This is a genomic window from Marinobacter sp. G11 (assembly GCF_021282325.1).
GTDB lineage: Bacteria > Pseudomonadota > Gammaproteobacteria > Pseudomonadales > Oleiphilaceae > Marinobacter > Marinobacter vinifirmus.
In genome coordinates this window covers 1-22,670 of sequence record NZ_JAJSPB010000030.1, presented here as the reverse complement: position 1 = coordinate 22,670, position 22,670 = coordinate 1, and the positions used below count along the sequence as shown (strand labels likewise).

Here is a 22,670-nt window from a genome sequence, read left to right as displayed (position 1 = left end):
AACTTATCTGCTATTTTCCGCAAACTCCCGATTCAGGACGAATGCTTTATCCAGGGTTAAACCGCGCAGCCACGCTGGCGCGGCGGAAGCAAAGCGTTCTTGTGAAGTACAAACAAGAGGCCGGGTTCAATGGCAAACACTGCAGAACAACCACGCGAACGTTTTACCAACTTCACCCCTTATGAAATGAAGAAGGGTGAAGAGTATATGAGTGCTGACATGCTGCAGCACTTCAAAGATCTTCTCCTGCAATGGAAACAGGAGCTGATGGAAGAAGTGGACCGCACCATGCACCATATGCAGGAAGACGCCGCAAACTACGCGGATCCCAGCGATCGCGCAACCCAGGAAGAAGAGTTCAGCCTGGAACTGCGCACACGGGACCGTGAGCGTAAACTGATCAAGAAGATTGACCAGACCATCGACCGCATCGACAAAGACGACTACGGTTTTTGCGACCAGTGCGGTGTGGAAATCGGTATTCGCCGGCTGGAGGCCCGCCCGACAGCCACGCTCTGCATCGACTGCAAAACCCTGGCAGAAATCCGCGAGCGCCAGACTGGCATCTGATCACGCCTCAATGGCCGGCAGCACCCGCTGCCGGCCAGATGACTCCCTATGAAGCAACCCCGCTACCGCGGGCGCTTTGCGCCTTCCCCAACCGGCCCCCTGCACTTCGGCTCACTGGTTACGGCCCTGGCCAGCTGGCTGGAAGCCCGAACCGCTGGCGGTGACTGGCTGGTACGAATCGAAGATCTGGACCCCCTGCGGGAACCACCCGAAGCCACCGGACAAATCCTCCATTCCCTGGACTGCCACGGCCTGTTCCCGGACGAACCGATACGCTTTCAGTCAAAGCGCCATGGCGCCTACCAGGCCGCCATCGCCCAGCTGCTGGAATCCGGCAAGGCATATCGCTGCCGCTGTTCCCGCAAACAACTGCAAGCCCATGGTGGCCGGCACCCGAACCACTGTCGCAACGGCACTGCCGGCGTTGGCAACGAGCCTTTCGCCATCCGCCTTGCCCTGCAGGACGAAACCAGCCACTGGCATGACCAGCTGCTGGGCCCGCAGCAACAGCAGGTACATGCGGAAATCGACGACCCGGTCATCCTGCGCAAGGAAGGCTTCTACGCCTACCAGCTGGCGGTGGTGGTGGACGACATCGACCAGGGCATCACCCACATTGTTCGTGGCTCAGACCTGCTGGACATGACCGCCCAGCAGCAACAGATCTACCGGGCCCTGGGCGCACAGCCGCCCCACTGGCTGCATATTCCGGTGATCCTGAACGACCAGGGCCAGAAACTGAGCAAACAGACCCATGCCCCGGCACTGGACGATACCCGCCCGGCAGAGAACCTGGTTCAGGCACTGCAGACGCTGGGACAAAATCCGCCACCGGAACTGGCCGCTCGCGGTGTGGACGCGATACTGGCCTGGGGCCGGGCAAACTGGCAGCGACAGGCTATTCCCCTGACATCCCGGCAGGCCCGTGGTATAACCCCCGGTACACACACCCGTTCGGACCACTGAGCCGATGTACATTTACCGTCTGGTTTTTCTGCTGGTACTGGCCATCTATATTTTTTCCCCGAACATCCTGGATTGGTGGACGTCGCCGGATAACGTCTGGTATAGCCCCTATGTGATCTGGGGCGGGCTGATAGCCATCGGCGTCTGGCTGGAATGGCGACGGGATCCCAATGAGTTTTAGTGCCACCGGCCTGTTACTGGCCAGCCTCCTGTACCTTGTCCTGCTGTTCGGTATTGCCTGGGGCACCGAGCAGGGCACGCTGATGCGCCGCTGGGTGCGTCACCCCCTGGTGTATACCCTCAGCCTCGGGGTCTACGCCGGCATCTGGGCCGTGTATGGTGCCATTGGCATGGCGGCGGAGTCCGGCTACGGCTTCCTGGCCTATTACCTGGGCATCAGTGGTGCCTTTTTGCTGGCACCGGTGCTGTTAAACCCCATTCTGAGAATTGCCCGGGCCTACCAGCTCACATCCCTGGCCGACCTGTTCGCCTACCGGTATCGCAGCCAGTGGGCGGGCACCCTGGTAACCCTCTGTTCCGCCGCCGCTATCCTGTCCTTGCTGAGCATGCAGATACAGGCGGTTACTGTATCTGCCAGCCTGCTGGCGCCGGCCACCTCACCGGAAGCCATCAGCGTGATGTTTGCCCTGATCGTGGTGTTGTTCACCATGCTGTTCGGGGCACGACGGCATCAGAGTTCCGGCAACCATCAGGGCCTGGTACTGGCCATTGCCTTCGACTCGCTGGTGAAGGTCATCGCCCTGCTGGTGCTTGGCGGCGTCATCCTGTTCGGTGTCTTCGATGGCACCCGCGGACTGGACGACTGGCTGGCGCAGAATTCCCACCCGGAAGCGGCCATGACCATGGCGATCAACGACGGCAGCTGGCGCGCCCTGCTGCTGATGTCCTTCGCCGCCGCCCTTGTGCTGCCACACATGTACCACATGACCTTCAGCGAAAACCCGTCACCCCGGGCGCTGGCCAAGGCCAGCTGGGGCCTGCCGCTTTACCTGCTGCTGGTGGGCCTGCCGGTTCCGTTGATTGTCTGGGGGGCACAGGCACTGGACGTCACCTCGCCGCCCGCCTTCTTCAGTATCGGCGTTGCCCAGGCGCTGGGCAGCCCGGCCCTGACCATGCTGATGTACATTGCCGGTTTGTCTGCCGCCAGCGGCCTGATGATTGTCAGCACCCTTGCCCTGGCCGGCATGGTGCTGAACCACGTTGTGCTGCCCCTGAAAACCCCGAGGGATCAGGGCGACATCTACCGCTGGCTGCAGTGGGTCAAGCGCCTGCTGATCGCCGTTATCCTGTTCCTGGCCCTGCTGTTCCACGAAACCATCGGCCAGAAGCTGGACCTGTCCATTCTGGGCGCGATTTCCCTGTCCGGTACCCTGCAACTGCTGCCCGGCGCGCTCGGAGTCATCTACTGGCCGGAAGGCAATCGCCGGGGGCTGGTCGCGGGACTGGTTACCGGCCTGACCATCTGGCTGTTTACCCTGGTACTGCCGTTCTCGTCTGCCACGGATCTTTTATACTGGCTCGACCTGCCCATCAACCCGGGCTACGACAACTGGCACATCTTTACCTTTATCAGCCTGACGGCGAATATCTCGGTCTTTGCCCTGGTCTCGATCATCAGCCCCGCGTCGGCGGAAGAAACCAGCGCTGCCCAGGCCTGTTCCATGGGCGCACTGTCCCGGCCCCAGCGCCGGGAACTGCTGGCGGCATCCTCCCAGGAATTCATCCAGCAACTGGCGGATCCGCTGGGCCAGAGCGTGGCACGGCGGGAAGTGGAACGGGCCCTGGCCCAGCTGAAACTGCCCAATGTGGAGTTCCGGCCGTACCAGCTGCGCCGGCTGCGGGACCAGATCGAAATCAACCTGTCCGGCCTGCTGGGGCCCTCGGTGGCCCGGGATATTGTAAAGCGGCATCTGGGCTTCAAGCCTCTGACCCACGGCGTCACCGGCCAGGATATCCGCTATGTGGAGCGGGCGCTGGGGGATTACCAGAACCAGCTGACCGGCCTGGCCGGGGAACTGGACAACCTGCGCCGGCATTACCGGCAAACCCTGCAGAACCTGCCAATCCCGGCGTGCTCGGTGGGCGAGGACGGCGAAATCCTGATGTGGAACCACGCCATCGAAGCACTCACCGGCATTTCCGCTGACGAAGTGGTGGGCGCCCGGCTGATGGCCCTTCCCGAGCACTGGCACACCCTGCTGGATGACTTTAACCGGGGCTCGGAGCTACACCGCTACAAGCACCGGCTGGACCTGCGGGGCAAGCCCCATTGGCTGAACCTGCACAAAGCGGCCCTGAGCGGCCCGGACCACACCGAAGGCGGTTCCATTATCCTGGTGGAAGACCAGACCGAAACCCGCCTGCTGGAAGACGAACTGATGCACAGCGAACGGCTGGCCTCTGTTGGCCGCCTGGCCGCTGGCGTGGCCCATGAAATCGGCAACCCGGTCACCGGCATTTCCTCCCTGGCCCAGAACCTGAAGCTGGAAACCGACGACCCTGGCATCCTGGAAACCGCAGACCAGATACAGCAGCAGACCCGGCGCATTTCCGCCATCCTCCAATCCCTGATGAACTTCGCCCGCACCGGCAACCATGCCCACGCAAACCGCTATGAACCGGTCAACATTCACCGCTGCGTGGAAGAATCCATCAACCTGCTGTCGCTCAGCGAACGGGGCATGGGCATCCGCTTTGTTAACGACTGCCCGCCCTCCATGCAGGTGCTGGGCGACGAGCAGCGGCTGGTTCAGGTATTTGTTAACCTGCTGGCCAACGCCAGGGACGCCTCGCCAGACGGAGGTACCATAACGGTCAATGGTAAGGGCGACGGCTACTCCGCTATCATCGAGGTGATTGATGAAGGCTCCGGTATACCGGCAGATCAGCTGGACCACATATTCGAGCCCTTTTACACCACCAAGGCCCCCAACAAAGGCACGGGCCTGGGGTTATCCCTGGTGTACAGTATTGTTGAAGAACACTATGGCAACATCCAGGTAGAAAGCCCGGCCGACAAAGCCACCGGCCGCGGCACCTGCATGAGGCTGCGCCTGCCCGCCTACGAGCCAGAAACCGATACCGGCAACAGCAGCCCGAACGAAAGGTCGTGAACGCAATATGCCCCGTATTCTGATAGTTGAAGACGAAGACATTATCCGCTCGGCAGTCCGAAAACTGCTGCAGCACGCCGGCTACGAAGTGGCCGATGCCGTCTCTGTAGAAGAAGCCGAAGGGCTGGACCCCGACAGCTTTGACCTGATCATCACCGATCTGCGACTGCCCGGCGCGCCCGGCACCGAAATGATCACCCGGGCGCCGGACACCCCGGTGCTGATCATGACCAGCTATGCCAGCCTGCGCTCCGCCGTGGACTCCATGAAAATGGGCGCTGTGGACTACATTGCCAAGCCCTTCGACCATGACGAAATGCTGGCTGCCGTGGAGAACATCCTGGCCCGCGGCCACGAGCCCGCCAGCAGCCGGGCCGATGAAGACCCTGACCGAACCGCAGACACCCCATCCGGTGACCCGTCGACCGTCATGTTTGGCACCTGCGAGCCTATGCAGCGGGTATTCACCCTGATCCGCAAGGTAGCCCCCACAGAAACCACGGTGCTTATCCAGGGCGAATCCGGTACCGGTAAGGAACTGGCCGCCCGGGCCCTGCACCTGCTCAGCCCCCGGGCCAACAAGCCCCTGATTTCGGTAAACTGCGCCGCCATCCCCGAGAGCCTGATTGAATCGGAACTGTTCGGCCACGAAAAGGGCGCCTTTACCGGTGCGGTTTCAGCCCGTACCGGCCTGATCGAAGCTGCCGACGGTGGCAGCCTGTTCCTGGACGAAATCGGCGAATTGCCCGCCGAAGCCCAGGCCCGCCTGTTGCGGGTACTGCAGGAAAGCGAAATACGCCGGGTAGGCTCTACCCAAAGCCAGAAAGTAAACGTGCGGATGATCGCCGCTACCCACCGCAACCTGAAAGCGATGACCCGCACCGGCGAGTTCCGGGAAGACCTTTATTACCGCCTGAACGTGATGCAGATCCGTATTCCGCCACTGCGGGAACGCCGGGGCGATGTGCTGGGCCTGGCCAGCCGGTTCCTGAAACGGCAAGCAGAGAAACTCGGACGCCCGGACCTCAGCCTGAGCCCGGAAGCCATGCAAGCCCTGGAGCGTTACCGCTGGCCTGGTAACGTGCGGGAACTGGAAAATGCCATCGAGCGGGCGTCAATCCTGACCGATACCGACGTCATCACCCCCTCTGTGCTGGACCTGGACAGTGATTACGGCGACGAATACATCCCGGAAACCCTGGTGGAAGGCGACAACGAACAAACGCCCACCCGCGACGCAGATTCTGCCAACGACTTGTCCCTGGAAGACTACTTCCAGCACTTTGTTCTTGAAAATCAAGATCGTATGAGTGAAACCGAGCTGGCCCAGAAACTCGGCATCAGCCGTAAATCGCTGTGGGAGCGCCGCCAGCGGCTGGGCATTCCCCGTAAAAAAGGCGCGGGCAGCTAACCATCCGAAAGGTAACAAATGAGCCCTCGTTCATTTGTTACCTTCCTGTTCCTCACGGTAACACTCCCTCCCCAGATAACGTGACACAGGTAACACTTCCACCGGGTACGGGGTAACACTTATATCTGCATTTTTTCGTAACTCGCTGTTAATAAACACTTTTCAAAAACTGGCACGCCCCCTGCAACCTATTAAGCGCACAACAACAAAAACAAGAGTGACAACGCGGCGTCAAAACAAAAACAAAAAGCTGCAAGAGCGTCCGGTAACAAAAACAAAAACAGGACGCGAGCGAACTGAGTGTTTTGGGTACTTTGCTTTTTTAGTGGTCCCACAACATGCGCGAGTTGTAGAAGTGGAGAAGAATCGTCTTCCAGGCGACACCGCAACTGCTGTAAAGCCCGCGCCATGTTTCTGACTGCTCATGTATTCAAAGCTTTCCGTTTGCGTTGCTTATAAGCCCTGACTTTGGGGCAACACGGTGGGGTAGAAAAATCAAAAAGAATCCCGACAACAACAAGAACAATGCAGATCGTCAACGCTTTCAGGGCGGGTTCGTAATCGCGAACCCGCCTTTTGATTATCTGGCTTCCACAAAAGCCGAACACCTTCCCGAAACACCCCCTGAAACGACTTTATTGCCAGCGATTCCCGCCAAACGTGTGCAATTCCTGCGCAAACCGTTAAAATCCCCGTTTTTGCGGCTCGCAAACACGGAATTCCATGCCTAGACGACTAGTAGAAAAACTCCGCTCTTTCATGCCCGGCAACGGGAAAAAGAAAGCCAGACACTACCAGCGGCAAGAGATCCCGAGGGATCAGCACAACGTGTCCCGCTCGATGATCAGCGAGCCGGCCAAGAAAGTGCTGCACCGGCTGAACAAAGCTGGCTACGAAGCCTACCTGGTGGGTGGCGGCGTGCGGGATATCCTGCTCGGCGGCAAACCCAAAGACTTCGATATCGCCACCAATGCCACCCCTGAAGAGGTCCACGACCTGTTCCGGAACTCCCGCCTGATCGGCCGCCGGTTCCGTATTGTGCACGTGGTGTTTGGCCGTGAAGTTATTGAAGTCACCACCTTCCGGGGCAACGCCCGGGATGCAGAAGACGATGTTGCCGACGACGAGCACCGCACCAGTGAGCACGGCCTGCTGCTGCGGGACAACGTATACGGCAACCAGGAAGAAGACGCCCTGCGCCGCGACTTCACCATCAACGCGCTGTACTACTGCATCCGCGACTTCAGCATTATCGACTTCGCCAATGGCGTGGAAGACCTGAAAAATCACCAGATCCGCCTGATCGGTGATCCGGAAACCCGCTACCGGGAAGACCCTGTGCGCATGCTGCGGGCCATCCGCTTTGCCGCCAAGCTCGGGTTCGAGATCGAACCGGAAACCGAGGCCCCGATCCGCGAGCTGGCGCCCCTGTTGAGCCACATTCCGCCGGCCCGGCTGTTTGATGAAGTGCTGAAACTGTTCTCCGCCGGCCATGGCGAAGCCACCTATAACCTGCTGCAGCAATACAACCTGCTGGAGCCGCTGTTCCCGGAGACCGCCCGTGCCATTGAAGCCGGCGAACCCGACGAACTGATCCTCCAGGCCCTGCGCAACACCGATGCCCGCATCGCCCAGGGCAAGTCGGTAACACCGTATTTCCTGTTTGCCGCCATGCTGTGGCCTGCCCTGCAGGTGGAATGGCGCCGCCGCCAGGACAACGGCGACCCAGTGCAACCGGCCCTGCACGGTGCTATCGGCAAGGTTATCGGCCGCCAGGTTCAGGCCACATCCATTCCCAAGCGTTTCTCCGGCCCCATGAAAGAAATCTGGGAAATGCAGATGCGCCTGCCCCGGCGCCAGGGCAAGCGGGCCTTTGCCACGCTCACCCACCCCCGCTTCCGGGCTGCCTACGACTTCCTGTTAGTACGGGAATCTGCTGGTGAGATTGAACCCGGCCTCGGCCAGTGGTGGACCGAATTCCAGAGAGTGGACGAGCGCGGCCAGGAAAGAATGCTGTCCCAGCTTGGCTCGGCCACGGCGCCCCGCAAACGCCGGCGCAAGCGCAGCCCGGTGAAACGGCCGCCTCAGTCATGACGGTGCTGGCTTACGTCGGCCTGGGCAGCAACCTGCAGGACCCCGCTGCCCAGCTTGCTCGCGCCGTTGCCGAGCTGGCCAGCCTGCCGGACACCACACTGATGGCGCAGTCGCCGTTCTACGCCAGCCGCCCCGTGGGCCCGCAAGATCAACCGGATTTTGTGAATGGCGCTGTCCAACTGCGCACGACCCTGCCGCCACACCAGCTGCTGGACCACCTGCAAACTATCGAACAGGCCCACGGCCGGGAGCGGCTGCGTCACTGGGGGCCACGCACCCTGGATCTTGACCTGCTTCTGTATGGCGACCAACAGCTGGCAGATGAGCGGCTGACGATACCCCACGCCGAGCTGGCAAACCGGGACTTCGTGCTGCAACCCCTGCTGGACCTGAACCCGGAACTGAGCCTGCCCGATGGCCGCCGAGTCGATCAGCTGCGTTCCCAGTGCCCGGACAATCAGCTGCGCAAACTGCCACCCACAGGCGGAAGCAACTGATTAACAGCTGGCAACTCCGTGCTACTCTTGTAACAGGTATACCCCGGCATTCATCTAATCAAAGGCAAGGATTCTATGGCAGTTACCATCAACACCCTGCGGGAATACAAGCAAAAGGGCGAAGCCTTTTCTGCCCTCACCTCCTATGACGCCACCTTTGCACAGGTGGTCAGTGAAGCGGGCGTAGACGTGATCCTGATTGGTGACTCGCTCGGCATGGTCCTTCAGGGCAATGACAGCACCCTGCCGGTAACCATGGAGCACATGGTCTACCACACAAGCTGCGTTGCCAGGGGCAACCGTGGCGCGTTGATCATGGCGGACATGCCCTTCATGTCTTACGGCACCGTGGCCGACGCCCTGGACAATGCCGCAGAACTGATGCGTGCCGGCGCCCACATGGTGAAGCTAGAAGGCACCGACTGGATGCGCGACACCATCGAGGCCCTGAGCGAACGGGGGGTGCCGGTATGTGCTCACCTGGGCCTGACGCCGCAGTTCGTCAACAAGTTCGGCGGCTACAAGGTACAGGGCCGTGACGACAAAGCCGCCGAGGCGATGATCGAACACGCCTGCGAACTGGAAGCCGCCGGCGCCGACGTCATCCTGCTGGAATGTGTGCCCGCTCCGCTGGCTGCCCGCATCACCCAGGCGGTCAAAGCCCCGGTCATCGGCATCGGCGCCGGCAACGGCACCGACGGCCAGGTGCTGGTGCTGCACGACATGCTCGGCGTCACCACTGGCCGTAAGCCGCGCTTTGTGAAAAACTTCCTGGCAGAGACCGACTCCATTCCGGAAGCCATTGCCGCCTACGCAAAAGCCGTTAAAGACCGCTCATTCCCGGCCGAGGAGCATACGTTCAAGGCATGAGAACCGTACATTCACTGAAAGAACTGCGCAGCATCCTGAAGGCGTTCCGTCAGCAGGACAAAACCATTGCGCTGGTGCCCACCATGGGCAACCTGCATGAGGGCCACATTTCCCTGGTGCGCAAGGCCACAGAAGCCGCTGATATCGTGGTCACCAGTATTTTCGTGAACCCGATGCAGTTCGGTGCCAGCGAAGACCTGGACAAGTACCCTCGCACCCTGGCAGAAGACCAGGCCCAACTGGAAGCTGCCGGCAACACCCTGGTGTTTGCGCCCACGGTTGACGAGATCTATCCGGAAGGCCTGGCCAACCAGACCAAGGTAGTGGTGCCGGAAGTCAGCGAAGGCCACTGCGGCGCCAGCCGCCCCGGGCATTTCGAAGGCGTAGCCACGGTGGTGACCATGCTGTTCAACATGGTACAGCCTGACATCGCCATCTTCGGCGAGAAGGATTTCCAGCAACTGGCGGTGATCCGCAAGATGGCAAGGGACCTGATGATGCCCATCGAAGTTATTGGCGCCCCGACCATCCGCGAAGACGACGGCCTGGCCAAGAGCTCCCGCAATGGTTACCTGTCTGACCAGGAGCGAGCCATCGCTCCGGTGGTATACAAAACACTCACCAGCGTCGCCAGCCAGCTGGAGCAGGGCCGTTCGGACTTCAACACGCTGGAGCAGGAAGCCAAAGAGGCTCTGGCCGGTGCCGGGCTGCGCCCGGATTACTTCAATATCGTGAACAGCCTGACCCTCAAACCCGCAGCGGAAGCCGACCGCGAGCTCACTCTGCTGGTCGCCGCCTTCCTGGGCACCACAAGGCTGATCGACAATATTTCCGTAACCCGCTGAACCCGGAACTGCCGCCTGCCCGAACGGGGAAGGCGGCAGACAGAAAGGACACTCTGATGCCAGACAACACGGCAGCACTGACCCAAAAGCCCGAGTGGCAGGCGCTGATCCGGCACAAAGAAAAACTTGCCGAAACCCCGATGCGAGACCTGTTCCGGGACGATCCCACGCGCGCCACCCGCTACCTGGTCGAAGCTGCGGGCCTGACCCTGGATTTCTCCCGCAACCGGCTGACCGATGATACCCTCAGTGCACTGGCCGACCTGGCCCGGGCCTGTGGCCTGGAGCAGCGCACAGAGGCACTGTTTACCGGCGGCATCGTCAACATCACTGAAAACCGGCCAGCCCTGCACACGGCACTGCGCCAGCCGGCAGATACCGACGTACAGGTAGATGGCTGCAACATCATGCCGGAAGTGCACAGCACACTGGCCCGCATGGAGCAGCTGGTTAAAGCGATACACAGCGGCCAGCACCGTGGCCACACCGGCAAACGCTTTACCGATGTAGTGAGCATTGGCATCGGCGGCTCCTTCCTGGGCCCGAAACTGGTGGTTGAGGCCCTGAAGCCTTACTGGCAGGGCGGCCTGAACTGCCACTTTGTTGCCAACATCGACGGCACCGACATCTCCGAAACCCTGAAGGCCCTGGACCCGGAGACCACCCTGTTCCTGGTGCAGTCCAAATCCTTCCGCACCCAGGAAACCCTTGATAACAGCCTGGTGGCCCGGCAATGGTTCCTGGCCAATGGCGGCTCCGATACGGCTATCGCCAGCCACTTTATGGCGGTCACCACCAACATCGAAGCAGCAACCGGCTTTGGCATTGCCGCTGACAACATCTTTCCCATGTGGGACTGGGTGGGCGGCCGTTATTCCCTGTGGTCGGCCATTGGCCTGCCCATCGCGCTGACGCTGGGCATGGAACACTTCCGTTCCCTGCTGGCCGGCGCCCATGCCATGGACTGCCATTTCCGCAACACCCCGGCCGAGCGAAACCTGCCGGTGGTGATGGCCATGCTGAGCGTCTGGTACAACAACTTCTGGGGTGCCGGCAGCCACGCGGTACTGCCCTACGACGAGTACCTGAAACACCTGCCGGAACACCTGCAACAGCTGGATATGGAAAGTAACGGCAAGCGGGTAACCCAGCAGGGTACCCCGGTGGACTCCACAACCGGCCCGATTCTCTGGGGCGGTGTGGGCGCCAACGGCCAGCACGCCTATCACCAGCTGATCCACCAGGGCACCCGGCTGATTCCCGCCGACTTTGTGATTCCGCTGAAGTCCCACAACCCCGTGGAACACCACCACGCCACCCTGTTTGCCAATTGCCTGAGCCAGGCACGGGCCATGATGGCGGGGAAAACCCGGGAGGAAGCCGTTCAGGAGCTGCGGGATAGCGGCATGGCTGAGGCTGCAGCGCAGACGCTGGCCCCGCACAAGGTAATCCCCGGCAACCAGCCCAGCAACATCCTGATGATGGAACAGCTAACCCCGGAGACACTGGGTGCGCTGGTTGCGCTGTATGAGCACCGCACCTTCGTGCAGAGCGTTATCTGGGACGTGGACTGCTTTGATCAGTGGGGCGTGGAGCTGGGCAAGCAGATTGGCAACGAAATCCTGCCGCGCCTGCTGGGCGAAAAGAGTGACGGCACTGCAGGCGACAGCGCCACCGATCACCTGATTGAGCGGTTCCGGTCAGCCAACGGCCTGTGAAATCCGGCGCCCCTGCCAGGTGAAATCCACCGGCCAGAGTTTCTGGTCGGTGCTATAGGCCTGCCACAGTCGTCCATAGCTTTCGCTACACACCGGATGTACATCTTCAGGTGCGATATCCGCCAGTGGACGCAGCACAAAGGCATTCTTCAGAATCTCGGCCCGGGGCAATTCAACGCCATCGGTTACGCCGGTAACATTGCCCCAGGTCAGGATATCCAGGTCCAGGGTTCGCGGGCTGAACTTGGGAGCATCCGGCTTGCGCCCGTTTTCCCGCTCCAGCTGCTTGAAACGGGCAGATAATTCGCCAACCGGCAAGTCGGTCTCCACCCCCACCACCAGGTTCAGGAAGTCCGAACCGTCAAAGCCCACCGACTCGCTCTCGTACACCGGCGAGATCACCAGCTCACCAAACCACTGCTGCAAGGCATCCAGTGCTGCCGTTACGTGCCGGTAGCGGTCGATGTTACTGCCGATACTGATATACACCCTGGCCATCACCGCTCTCCCCTTTCAATTTTTACACCCACCGCCCTGGCCGCCGGCACGGCGCCAGGCTTTCGCAGGGTTAATCGCAACCAGCGTACCCCGAACTCATTCTGCAGCACCCCGGCCAGCTCTTCCGCCGCCCGCTCCAGCAGCTTTGGCTGCAGCGCCTGCAGCACGGCAGTTACCCGCTCGCTCACCGCAGCATAGTCCAGGGCATCGGCCACATCGTCACTGGCACCCGGGCGACGGTTGTCCCATGCCATTTCAAGGTCTACCAGCAGCCGCTGGGTGACGTCGCGTTCCCAGTCGTACACGCCGATAACGGTCTCTACCGCCAGGCCTTCGATGAAGACGATGTCTGTTGAAGCATCTGCCAAACCGGACTCCAGGATGTTCCACTCAAGGCTGATTGAATAATGCACAGGCAAGCGATACTGTGGCTGTTCGCCTGTCTGCCGGATTTAAGGGGCGGCATTTTCTCACAGAACACCCGGTGCCGTCTGCGCACCTGCGATGCAGCCATGGATGTAACCAGCAACCCGATTGTGATTGTACTGCTCTGCTTCGGTGCCTACCTGGCCGGCTCGGTGCTGTTTGCCGTGCCCGTGTGCCGCGCATGGCAGTTGCCCGATCCGCGGGCGCTGGGTTCCGGCAACCCCGGAGCCACCAACGTGTACCGGGCCGGCGGCTGGAAACCGGCGCTGATCACCCTGGCACTGGATGCCTTCAAGGGCTGGCTACCGGTGTGGCTGGCGCACCTGGCGGGACTGTCCATCCTGGTGCAGGCCATGGTGGCCCTGTGCGCGGTAACCGGCCATATGATTCCGCTGTTCTACCGGTTCAAGGGTGGCAAGGGCGTGGCAACAGCCCTCGGGGCCGGCCTTGCGCTGGCGCCGGTCACAACCCTGATCATAGCCGGCATCTGGCTGGTGATCATGTGGCGCTGGCGTATCTCTGCGCTGGCCTCATTGATTGCCATTGCCAGCGGGCCGGTCATCAGCGCCCTGCTGGAGCCGGATACCCTGCCCCTGTTTGGCCTGCTTACCCTGCTGATTGTGGTGCGCCACCGCAATAACCTGATCCGCCTGGCCCAGGGCCGGGAAACCGGTTTGTAATACTCAGTCTACAAGGCCGTTAGCCCGGGGCTCATTCACCGCCGGCAGGGTGTTCATCGGCCAGCGCGGCACCGACACAATCCGTTCACCGTCACGCTGCCCGGCCCGCAGCCGCTGGGCACCTGCGTAGGCAATCATGGCCCCGTTATCGGTGCAGAATTCCGGGCGGGCATAGAACACAGAGCCGCGCAGCTTCGCGGCCATCTTCTCCAACCCGGCCCGCAGCCGCTTGTTCGCGCTCACGCCACCGGCAATCACCAGCCGCTTGCAGCCGGTCTGCTCCAGTGCCCGCTTGCATTTGATGGTCAGGGTATCCACCACCGCCGCCTCGAAGGCCAGGGCGATATCGGCTTTTACCTGCTCGTCCAGGTTGCCGTTATCCCGGGCCGCATTCACGGTATTCAGGGTAAAGGTTTTCAGGCCGCTGAAACTGAAGTCCAGGCCGGGGCGATCGGTCATCGGGCGCGGAAACCGGTAGATGCCATCGCGGCCCTTTTCGGCCAGCGCCGCCACCCGGGGGCCGCCGGGGTAATCCAGGCCCAGCATCTTGGCGGTTTTATCGAAAGCCTCACCGGCGGCGTCGTCTACCGATTCGCCCAGCATTTCATACTCGCCAATGCCGTCTACCCGCACCAGCTGGGTGTGGCCGCCGGATACCAGCAGCGCCACAAACGGAAATTCCGGCGGGTTGTCTTCCAGCATGGGCGCCAGCAAATGGCCTTCCATGTGGTGCACACCCAGTACCGGAATATCCAGCGCAAAACCCAGGGCGTGGGCCACCGAGCCGCCCACCATCAACGCGCCGATCAGGCCCGGGCCGGCGGTGTAGGCAATGCCCTCAAGATCCTTGCGGGTTTTGCCGGCCTCGGCCAGCACCTGGTCGCACAGGGGCAACAATTTGCGCACGTGATCCCGCGAGGCCAGCTCCGGCACTACCCCGCCGTAGTCGGCGTGCATGTCAATCTGGCTGAACAGGGCGTGGGCCAGCAGCCCCTGCTCGTCATCAAACAGGGCAACGCCGGTTTCGTCGCAGGAGGTTTCAATACCAAGAATCAGCATAGTCAGGCCGTATCCGCAGGAGGAGAAATGAAAGCTGGCGGCATTTTAGCAGAAACCCGAATGCCTCCGGCAGTTTCGTTGAACAATGATTGACCTCGGCAGGCCCAGCCGTTATCATTGCCGCCCTAAATTAGCACTGGTCGAGTTTTAGCCAATCTGACCAGGGATCGAGCCCGCATGGCAAAGGCCGGCGGAACCAATTGAAACCGAATCTATCAGGTAGGTGATTTTCGAATGCCAGCTGTTAAAGTGAAAGAGAATGAGCCGTTTGATGTAGCACTGCGTCGCTTCAAGCGTTCCTGCGAGAAGGCCGGTGTACTGTCTGAAGTACGTCGTCGTGAGCACTACGAGAAGCCGACCGCTGTACGTAAGCGCAAAGCAGCTGCCGCCGTTAAGCGTCATCTCAAGAAGCTTCAGCGTGAGCAGCGTAAGTTCGAGCGTCTGTACTGAGTTCAGAACGCATCGACAGCAAGACTGATTGCCGGAACGGCGTTTCGCCCTACCCGGCAAACTGAAAATGCCGCCGAGGCCTGGCTTCGGCGGCATTTTTGGCTATGGTGAATAGCGTTTTACCCCGGCACCCAGGCTGAAGTGGAGCCACCATGAGCGGACTGATCCCTCAACGATTTGTTGAAGACCTGCTGGATCGTATCGACCTGGCGGAGCTGATCGGTTCCCGCATTACCCTGAAAAAAGCCGGCGCAAATTACAAAGCCTGCTGCCCGTTCCACGACGAAAAAACACCTTCGTTCAACGTTCGGCCAGACAAAGGTTTCTATCACTGTTTCGGATGCGGCGCCCACGGCGATGCCATCAGCTTCGTTCGTGAGTTCGAGGGCCTCGGGTTTACCGAAGCAGTGGAAGAACTGGCCAGGCGCGCAGGGCTTGAAGTGCCTTACGACAAGGCCGCCAAGCAGGAAATGCAGCAGGCCCGGACGCTGACCGACGCGCTGGACTTTGCCAATCGCTTTTACCAGTCGGCCCTGGGCGGCCAGCAAGGCGCCTATGCCAGGGACTACCTGACACAGCGCGGACTGGATAATTCGATTATCCAGCAATACCAGATCGGCTTCGCCCCGGGCACAGGCACAGCCCTTTACGACGCAGCCCCGAAAGATCTGAAGGGCCCGCTGATTGAAACCCGGACGGTTTCCGATCAATACGGCCGCCCCAGAGACCTGTTTCGCAACCGGGTAATGTTCCCGATCCGGAACACCCGGGGCAAAACCGTCGCTTTCGGTGGTCGCACACTGGGCGACGACAAAGCCAAGTACATCAATTCGCCGGAATCGGACGTATTCCACAAGAGCCGTGAAATCTACGGCCTGTTCGAGGCCCGGCAAGCCATCCGCCAGCTGGACAAGCTGCTGGTGGTGGAAGGCTACATGGACGTGATCGCCCTGGCCCAGCACGGTATTCACTACGCCGTTGCTACCCTGGGGACAGCGACCAACCAGGACAGCCTGAACGCCCTGCTGCGGCAGGTAAGACACATCGTATTCTGCTTTGACGGCGACCAGGCCGGCTTCCGTGCTGCCGACCGGGCCATGGAAAACGCCCTGGAGCTGATGGCAGACGGTCTGCATCTGCAGTTCCTGATGCTGCCGCAAGGCGAAGACCCGGACACCCTGATCCGAAAAGAGGGTGCCGAGGCCTTCCAGAAACGCATAGACGGCGCTACTCCGCTCTCGCGCTACCTGTTTGACCGCCAGAGCGAAGGGCTCGACCTGCAACTGCCGGAACACCGGGGCGAACTGAGAGCCCGGGCCGAGCCGCTACTGAACAAAATGCCCCGCAGCACGCTGCGGGACGCCATGTGGCACGAAATGCTGCGACTGTGCGGCGGCCGCAACCAGTGGCAGAACCGCCAGCAAGGCCAGAACTACAAGGCCCGGGGCTGGCGCAACGAAGGCCAGAACCGGCCTTCAGAAGAACGTATTGACGTAAAACTCAGCAAAGACAGCACCTTGTGCCTGGCCCTGCTGGAGGCGCCGGAACTGGCCACGGAAGTGAAAGCCCTGGCGGACCGCACAAGGCAACTGGAGCAGGCCGGCCGACTGGCCCGCTGGCTGCTGGAAAACAACATCCAGACCCGCAAAGCACTGGTAGCGGGACTGGCAACCGATAAGCAGGCCCGCGACAGGTTCTACAACCTGTTCGACGGACTGGAGCACATACCGGCACGGGAAAGCACACTGGCTGCTGCCAGAGAGCTGCTAAGCCCGAACGAAGAAGCCGCGCGCCAGCAAAGACTGGCAACCCTGCTCCGGAACCTGGCAACGCTCACCCCGGAACAGCGGGAAGAGCTGAGAACCCTCAGTGCGGGTACGTTAAACCCGAAAGCCGGGCAGTAAAAACTTGAAACTATCGCAATTGATCACCATCTAACCGATTGGTGGCAGCAAAACCAAGCGACAGCTATAATGGCTGTTTAACTTTTTTCCTTTTTAAAAGCGAGTTCACAGGGTGTCTATGTCAGGCAATTCGCAGAAATCACGTTTGAAAGACCTCATCGCACGAGGCAAGGAACAAGGTTACCTGACTTACGCCGAGGTAAACGACCACCTGCCGGAAGATATCGCAGACCCGGACCAGGTTGAAGATATTATCCGGATGATCAACGACATGGGTATCCAGGTGTGCGAAGAAACACCGGACGCCGATACCCTGCTGATGACCGAAGGCGATTCCACCGCAGACGAAGCCGCTGCCGCAGAAGCTGCCGCAGCCCTTGCCGCCGTGGAAACCGACGCCGGCCGCACCACCGACCCGGTGCGCATGTATATGCGCGAAATGGGTACTGTTGAACTGCTGACCCGCGAAGGCGAAATCGTTATCGCCAAGCGCATCGAAGAAGGCATCCGCGACGTCATGGCCGCCGTTGCCCACTTCCCCGGCACAGCTGGCACCGTAATCCAGGCCTACGACCGCATCATCGAGAACGAAGGCCGCATCAGCGACATCGTAACCGGCTTCCTTGACCCGGACGACGCCGAGCCGTTCATGGGCGAAGAAACCACCGAAGATACCTCTTCGGACGATTCCGACAGCGATGACGATGACGACGACACCTCCAGCGATGACGACAACGACAACGGCCCGGATCCGGAAGAGACCCGCCTGCGCTTCGAGCTGCTGAAAGAAAAGCTCGACGCCGCCAACAAGGCCCTGGACAAGCACGGCCGCGGCCACAAGAAAACCCAGGAAGCCCTGAACGAACTGGGCCAGGTTTTCGCTCCGTTCAAACTGGCCAACAAGGCGTTTGACGAGCTGGTGAACGTGGTTCGCTCCACCAACGACCTGGTGCGCGAGAACGAGCGGGCGATCATGCAGATCTGCGTACGCGACTGCAAAATGCCCCGCAAAGACTTCATCAAGTGGTTCCCGGGCAACGAAATCGACCTTGAGTGGGCGAAAGAAATCGCCGCCACCAAGAAGCCATACGCCGCTGCCATCGGCGAGCGCATTGACGAAATCGTACGCCTGCAGAAACGCATCCAGAACGTTCAGACCGAAGTGGACCTGGACGTGGTCGACATCAAGGAAATCAACCGTCGCGTTTCTATCGGCGAAGCCAAGGCCCGCCGTGCCAAGAAAGAAATGGTCGAGGCCAACCTGCGTCTGGTTATCTCCATTGCCAAGAAGTACACCAACCGTGGCCTTCAGTTCCTGGACCTGATCCAGGAAGGCAATATCGGCCTGATGAAAGCCGTCGACAAGTTTGAATACCGTCGTGGCTACAAGTTCTCTACCTACGCCACCTGGTGGATCCGTCAGGCCATCACCCGCTCTATCGCGGACCAGGCCCGCACCATCCGGATTCCGGTGCACATGATCGAAACGATCAACAAGCTGAACCGCATTTCCCGCCAGATGCTGCAGGAAATGGGCCGCGAGCCCACACCGGAAGAGCTTGGCGAGCGCATGGAAATGCCGGAAGACAAGATCCGCAAGGTGCTGAAGATCGCCAAAGAGCCGATCTCCATGGAAACCCCGATCGGCGACGATGAAGACAGCCATCTGGGCGATTTCATCGAAGATATCCAGGCCCTGTCGCCGGTGGATTCCGCCACCGCTGAAGGCCTGCGCGAAGCGACACGCTCCGTGCTGGCCGGCCTGACCGCTCGCGAATCCAAGGTGCTGCGCATGCGCTTCGGTATCGAGATGAACACCGACCACACCCTGGAAGAAGTCGGCAAGCAGTTCGACGTAACCCGTGAGCGTATCCGTCAGATCGAAGCCAAGGCCCTGCGCAAACTGCGCCATCCTTCCCGCTCCGATCACCTGCGCGGATTTATTGACGATCAGGGCAACGGTTAATCCGCAACACAGTAGCGGGCGCCACCCCTCGCGGGTATAATGGCGCCCGTTTTCCTTTCAGGGCCTATAGCTCAGTTGGTTAGAGCAGGGGACTCATAAGTGCGCCGATGTGGGCGCATCAACGTTGTGGCTGGATAGTCACTGCCCTGCGGTAAAGGGGCATAAAGCACCGACTTATTAACGGATGAAATAGGCTGAATGGTCCTTCGCCGTTAAGACACCTAAGGGTGAAAGCCCAAGGGGAAAAGAGCACGTCGGTAAAAGGCATACGAGAGGTAGTCGCAATAACCTCAATAGGTATGTCAGCTAGGATGGATATGGTGAAAGCTAAACTGCTTGAATCCTAGACCAAGATGGGGAACTTCCCTCCCATTTGGCAAGATGCGACTTACGCCAAATTGCAGTTGATCGAGAGTAACGATTATGAGTACACTCGACGCCGCTCAACTGCCATCACCCCAAGTAGGGGAGAAACGGTCGAAAGGGGCACCTAAGTCCATAGCACGTTGATGTGATTAACTTCGGGATTACCTAAGGCGAGTAATCGCTAGAGCGTAGCAGACAACCGCTACAGCCGTGGTAACGGAGCCTTCGTAATACCCTCACGGAGGGCCTATAGCTCAATGGTTAGAGCAGCGGCCTCATAAGCCGTTGGTTGCCAGTTCAAGTCTGGCTGGGCCCACCATTCCTCGCGCCCTACTCCACCATGAAAGCTACCTTCGTATACGACGGGCTTAACAGCTCGTGAATGGGGAAGGGAGGCAGGTTGTCACTCTTCATGGACTGGAGGTTAACTCGGATGAGTTACAAAGATCTCACAAGAATTGAAGAAATCCGAAAGCTGAATGCTTCACGGTCGAACTGGGTCAATAAAAACCTGTACCGCCTGATGTATAAGCGTGACCTGTACATCGTCGCGTATGAACGCATTAAGAGCAACGCAGGTAATATGACCAAAGGGTCTGATGGGACAACAATTGATGGTTTCTCTCTTGAGACTATTGATAGGCTCATCAAAAGCATGCGGGACGAAACCTTCAAGTTCAAAGGAGCTAGGAGAGTCGAAATCCCCAAGGCGAACGGGAAAACGAGACCTCTAGGCATCGCACCGCCTCGGGATAAGGTTGTCCAAGAAGTCATGCGGATGATCCTCGAAGCAATATACGAGCCCACGTTTCATGACCTGAGCCATGGCTTTAGACCTGACCGAGGATGCCACACAGCCTTGAAGGAAGTCAGAAATGGCTGGTCTGGAGTAAACTGGGTCATAGAGGGAGACATCAAAGGCTTCTTCGATGACATCGACCACTCCATACTAATCCAACTGCTGCGTAAGCGCATTGAAGATGAGAGATTCCTAAATCTCATTCAGAAGGCACTAAAGGCAGGCTACTTCGAATTCGGAACGTTCAAGGATACCCTGGCGGGAACGCCTCAAGGCAGCATCGTTTCACCGATACTCGCCAACATCTGCCTTCACGAGTTCGATGAATTCGTGGAAAATCAGATAATCGAGGCCTACCAAAAGGGCAAGTCCAAAAAGCGTAATCCTGAGTCTCGTAGGCTGTCAGCTAAACTGGAAAAGCTGAGAAAGGGATTGGACAACTTGGAAGGCGAAGTACGCGCTCGCCGGATCAAGGACCTCCGTCTGATTAAGAAGCGATTGTTGGATATCCCATCATCTCATCCATCGGATGATAGCTTCATCAGAATCAAATACATCCGATATGCGGACGACTGGATGATCGGGGTGAATGGCTCACATGAGCTTGCCCATACGATTCGGGAAAAGGCCAAGGAGTTTCTTCGAGACTCCCTCAACTTGACCCTCAGTATGGAAAAAACCCACATCCGCCATGCCAAAACTGAAACAGCGTTCTTTCTTGGGACACTGATAAAGATAGGCAGAAGTGGAAACCAAAAGGTCATGAAAGTTAAGCGCGGCGGCCAGACCTTCACGAAAAGGGTAGCAGGATGGACACCATCAATGTTCGCCCCGACAGGAAAACTTGTTAGGGATTTGCATGCAAAAGGACTTTGTGACCCCGCTGGGAACCCAAAATCCAAGGGCGCTTGGACAGTGCTGGATGACACTCAGATAATCGAGATGTACAACGGCATACTGAGGGGCCTGCTGAACTATTATAGTTTCGTGGATAACTTCTCAGACCTAACTAGGGTTCAGTACATTGTGAAATTCTCGGCAGCCAAAACGTTGGCTGGCAAGCACAGGACAAGCGTCAGGAAAACCTTCAAGAAATTTGGAGACAGACTGACGGTGAAGGTATACGACGATCAAGGCAAAGTCGTTCGAGCGGTAGCGCTAAGCCTCTGCAAAAACTGGAAAGCCTCTCCCATGCGCTTTATGACTTCTGATCAGAATGCCATGGCAGGCCGACTAGTGTCCTTCTCACGGCTTCGAACACGCTCGAAGCTCTTTAGTCCGTGCGTAATCTGCGGTGAACCAAACGGGGTAGCAATGCACCACGTGAAACATATCCGCAGAATGGGAAGTAAGGTGAAAGGATTTACGAAATTGATGGCCACGATGAACCGAAAGCAGATTCCGGTCTGCAAGGATTGTCACCATAGCATCCACAACGGAAGCTACGATGGCCTCGCATTAAAGGACTTTAAACTTCCCCACATTGCCGCAGCATAATCAGGATGACAACTGGAGAGCGTAGTGCTTGGAAACCTGCACGCTGCGTTCGGAGGGAGGGGATTGCGCTCCTACACGTAGGACGTGGTCCTCGACCCTACTCCCTTGGTCGCTGGTTCGAGTCCAGCTGGGCCCACCAATAATTTCAACGACTTAGCCTGCTTTCGAGCGGGCTTTGTTGTTTCTGGGGCCACCACGGGGCACTCCCGGGGCACTGCGCCACCAACTTTCCCCAACCACCCTGTCAGTCTTCTTTACACTCCCAGGCTAGCTGCCCACAAAATTTTCTGCACTTTCAATGCCTTAGAAGGTTGGCCCAGACCTTGCAAATCCCTTGGTAACGTCCCGACACTGACCTTCCCTGCCAGGGGCTGGCGCATATCGGCAAAGGGCGGGGAATCGTCGGGATGCGGAATACCACCAGCAAAGCTGGTTTAAGGGAGATGTTCGAAATGAAAACAAAATATCTATTTGTAAGCGCGATTGCCGCCTTCAGCCTTAGCGCTGGCGCATCGGCGTACACAATCTCGGGCGGCACAGATGTTGGTGGGCTGGATGGATTCGTAGGGATGTCGACTACATTGCCTAATTCCGGGGAGACAACCGAAACAAACTGGGCCTCCGGCCTTGCCGGAACTACGCTGACATTTGCCAATAAAACCGAGCCGGCACACTTTTTCCTGACTGAAGAAGATAGCAATGTTGTAGCTTTCGAGCTTTACTCATCGCCATCGTACTTTCTGGTAAAAGACAGTGATACGCACGTGCTGTTTCAGAACGTGGCCAGCATGGACTGCGTATTCCAGACCAAGGTTGCCACTGATTCCAGACGAAGCCTGCCACCCATTCCACGCGAAAGCTGCCACTGATTCCACGGCAAAGCTGCCACCCTGGCAGGCTGCCTGATTCCCCCATCAAAA

Annotated in this window: 19 protein-coding genes and 1 tRNA gene; 17 read left to right on the top strand and 3 right to left on the bottom strand. The window is 59.2% G+C overall.

Going from position 1 to position 22,670, the window contains the following annotated elements; all coding sequences use genetic code 11:
* Window positions 1-129: 129 nt before the first annotated feature.
* The 10 genes from dksA (at window position 130) to pgi (ending at window position 12,105) form a co-directional block, all read left to right on the top strand.
* Window positions 130-570: an RNA polymerase-binding protein DksA gene (gene dksA / locus LWH94_RS15730; RefSeq protein ID WP_022990237.1), complete on the top strand. Its 441-nt coding sequence runs from the start codon at window positions 130-132 to the stop codon at window positions 568-570.
* Between the two features lie 48 nt (window positions 571-618).
* On the top strand, window positions 619-1,536 hold the full coding sequence (gene gluQRS, locus LWH94_RS15725) for a tRNA glutamyl-Q(34) synthetase GluQRS (RefSeq protein ID WP_232902812.1): 918 nt from the start codon (window positions 619-621) through the stop codon (window positions 1,534-1,536).
* Window positions 1,537-1,540: 4 nt separating this feature from the next.
* Window positions 1,541-1,717, top strand: a complete 177-nt coding sequence (locus LWH94_RS15720) for a hypothetical protein (protein WP_022990235.1) — start codon at window positions 1,541-1,543, stop codon at window positions 1,715-1,717.
* Window positions 1,707-4,670 carry an ATP-binding protein gene (locus LWH94_RS15715; protein ID WP_232902811.1) on the top strand — a complete coding sequence of 988 codons (2,964 nt, stop codon included), beginning with the start codon at window positions 1,707-1,709 and terminating at the stop codon, window positions 4,668-4,670. Before LWH94_RS15720 ends, LWH94_RS15715 begins: the two co-directional genes overlap by 11 nt.
* Window positions 4,671-4,677: 7 nt before the next feature.
* Window positions 4,678-6,081 carry a sigma-54-dependent transcriptional regulator gene (locus LWH94_RS15710; protein ID WP_232902810.1) on the top strand — a complete coding sequence of 468 codons (1,404 nt, stop codon included), beginning with the start codon at window positions 4,678-4,680 and terminating at the stop codon, window positions 6,079-6,081.
* A 723-nt stretch (window positions 6,082-6,804) separates the two neighbouring features.
* Window positions 6,805-8,175 carry a polynucleotide adenylyltransferase PcnB gene (pcnB, locus tag LWH94_RS15705; RefSeq protein WP_036220063.1) on the top strand — a complete coding sequence of 457 codons (1,371 nt, stop codon included), beginning with the start codon at window positions 6,805-6,807 and terminating at the stop codon, window positions 8,173-8,175.
* Window positions 8,172-8,672: a 2-amino-4-hydroxy-6-hydroxymethyldihydropteridine diphosphokinase gene (folK, locus tag LWH94_RS15700; protein ID WP_232902809.1), complete on the top strand. Its 501-nt coding sequence runs from the start codon at window positions 8,172-8,174 to the stop codon at window positions 8,670-8,672. The genes pcnB and folK (LWH94_RS15700) overlap by 4 nt, the downstream gene beginning before the upstream one ends.
* A 75-nt stretch (window positions 8,673-8,747) precedes the next feature.
* On the top strand, window positions 8,748-9,542 hold the full coding sequence (gene panB / locus LWH94_RS15695; protein WP_058339899.1) for a 3-methyl-2-oxobutanoate hydroxymethyltransferase: 795 nt from the start codon (window positions 8,748-8,750) through the stop codon (window positions 9,540-9,542).
* Window positions 9,539-10,387 (top strand): pantoate--beta-alanine ligase, encoded by an 849-nt coding sequence (panC, locus tag LWH94_RS15690; protein WP_232902808.1) that lies wholly within the window; start codon window positions 9,539-9,541, stop codon window positions 10,385-10,387. Before panB ends, panC begins: the two co-directional genes overlap by 4 nt.
* 56 nt (window positions 10,388-10,443) lie before the next feature.
* A complete protein-coding gene (gene pgi, locus LWH94_RS15685) occupies window positions 10,444-12,105 on the top strand; it encodes a glucose-6-phosphate isomerase (RefSeq protein ID WP_232902807.1) in 1,662 nt (553 codons plus the stop codon).
* Here the strand turns inward: pgi and folK (LWH94_RS15680) are convergent.
* Both folK (LWH94_RS15680) and folB read right to left on the bottom strand, forming a co-directional pair.
* On the bottom strand, window positions 12,088-12,603 hold the full coding sequence (folK, locus tag LWH94_RS15680; protein ID WP_232902806.1) for a 2-amino-4-hydroxy-6-hydroxymethyldihydropteridine diphosphokinase: 516 nt from the start codon (window positions 12,601-12,603) through the stop codon (window positions 12,088-12,090). The two genes, pgi and folK (LWH94_RS15680), sit on opposite strands and share 18 nt — an antisense overlap.
* Entirely contained in the window at window positions 12,603-12,971 is a 369-nt protein-coding gene (folB, locus tag LWH94_RS15675) for a dihydroneopterin aldolase (protein WP_058340008.1), read from the bottom strand. Before folB ends, folK (LWH94_RS15680) begins: the two co-directional genes overlap by 1 nt.
* A 144-nt stretch (window positions 12,972-13,115) precedes the next feature.
* Here folB and plsY point away from each other — a divergent pair, with 144 nt between their 5' ends.
* Window positions 13,116-13,709, top strand: coding sequence for a glycerol-3-phosphate 1-O-acyltransferase PlsY (plsY, locus tag LWH94_RS15670; RefSeq protein ID WP_232902830.1), 594 nt, complete (start codon window positions 13,116-13,118; stop codon window positions 13,707-13,709).
* 3 nt (window positions 13,710-13,712) lie between these two features.
* Here plsY and tsaD read toward each other — a convergent pair whose 3' ends face one another.
* A complete protein-coding gene (gene tsaD, locus LWH94_RS15665) occupies window positions 13,713-14,768 on the bottom strand; it encodes a tRNA (adenosine(37)-N6)-threonylcarbamoyltransferase complex transferase subunit TsaD (RefSeq protein ID WP_094625249.1) in 1,056 nt (351 codons plus the stop codon).
* Between the two features lie 234 nt (window positions 14,769-15,002).
* Here tsaD and rpsU point away from each other — a divergent pair, with 234 nt between their 5' ends.
* From rpsU to LWH94_RS15635, 6 genes are all read left to right on the top strand, one after another.
* On the top strand, window positions 15,003-15,218 hold the full coding sequence (gene rpsU, locus LWH94_RS15660; RefSeq protein ID WP_007153483.1) for a 30S ribosomal protein S21: 216 nt from the start codon (window positions 15,003-15,005) through the stop codon (window positions 15,216-15,218).
* Between the two features lie 152 nt (window positions 15,219-15,370).
* Entirely contained in the window at window positions 15,371-17,122 is a 1,752-nt protein-coding gene (dnaG, locus tag LWH94_RS15655; RefSeq protein WP_232902805.1) for a DNA primase, read from the top strand.
* Window positions 17,123-17,240: 118 nt separating this feature from the next.
* Window positions 17,241-19,088, top strand: coding sequence for an RNA polymerase sigma factor RpoD (gene rpoD / locus LWH94_RS15650; protein WP_058339905.1), 1,848 nt, complete (start codon window positions 17,241-17,243; stop codon window positions 19,086-19,088).
* A gap of 609 nt (window positions 19,089-19,697) precedes the next feature.
* A tRNA-Ile gene (locus LWH94_RS15645) sits at window positions 19,698-19,773 on the top strand.
* 114 nt (window positions 19,774-19,887) lie between these two features.
* A complete protein-coding gene (locus tag LWH94_RS15640; protein WP_232902804.1) occupies window positions 19,888-21,750 on the top strand; it encodes a reverse transcriptase domain-containing protein in 1,863 nt (620 codons plus the stop codon).
* Between the two features lie 407 nt (window positions 21,751-22,157).
* Window positions 22,158-22,619: a hypothetical protein gene (locus LWH94_RS15635; protein ID WP_232902803.1), complete on the top strand. Its 462-nt coding sequence runs from the start codon at window positions 22,158-22,160 to the stop codon at window positions 22,617-22,619.
* Window positions 22,620-22,670: the final 51 nt, after the last annotated feature.